Origin of the sequence: Pseudomonas sp. EL_65y_Pfl1_R83 (assembly GCF_963970695.1) — a bacterium.
GTDB classification, from domain to species: domain Bacteria; phylum Pseudomonadota; class Gammaproteobacteria; order Pseudomonadales; family Pseudomonadaceae; genus Aquipseudomonas; species Aquipseudomonas tritici.
In genome coordinates, this window is the sequence record NZ_CAXAQI010000515.1 from 1 (window position 1) to 429 (window position 429).

2 protein-coding genes are annotated in these 429 nt (G+C 63.9%); both read right to left on the reverse strand.

What is annotated here, in order from left to right:
* The coding region (locus AACY08_RS30770; RefSeq protein ID WP_445262080.1) for an ACT domain-containing protein at positions 1–124 on the reverse strand (124 nt) is incomplete at its 3' end.
* A partial coding sequence (locus AACY08_RS30115) for a hypothetical protein (RefSeq protein WP_339472736.1) occupies positions 121–429 on the reverse strand: 309 nt, incomplete at its 5' end. The genes AACY08_RS30115 and AACY08_RS30770, both read right to left, overlap by 4 nt.

A 429-nucleotide genomic window follows, 5' to 3' on the forward strand; every position in this document is an offset into this window, starting at 1 on the left:
CGTTATACTGGCTGGAATCGGTGATGTTGCCGCCGCACGCCAGAATGTGGCCGGACACGGCGGCGACGATGCCGGGCCGGTCCTGGCACGACAGCGTTAAGATAAACGGCTGAACGGGCATCATGTCTCCGCAGGTTTAGGGGCGGCGTCCATGCCGAAGGTCCGCACGCGTAGATCGTCGACCGCATAGCTGCGCACGCTCGTCCAATAATGATAGGCCGCCCAGAAACCGGTGAGCGACAGCGCCAGCAACGCATAGCGCAGCGATGCGGCATTGCCGCCCAGCGGCCCGGTCAGCATGTCGCTGATCCAGCCGACGACGGTGGGCGCGATGATGAGGTTGGCGACATTGGCGGTGAGCAAACTGATCGCCATGCCTTGTGCGCGCATCGGGGCCGGCATGAAATTGAGCAGCAGCGCCATGGTCGG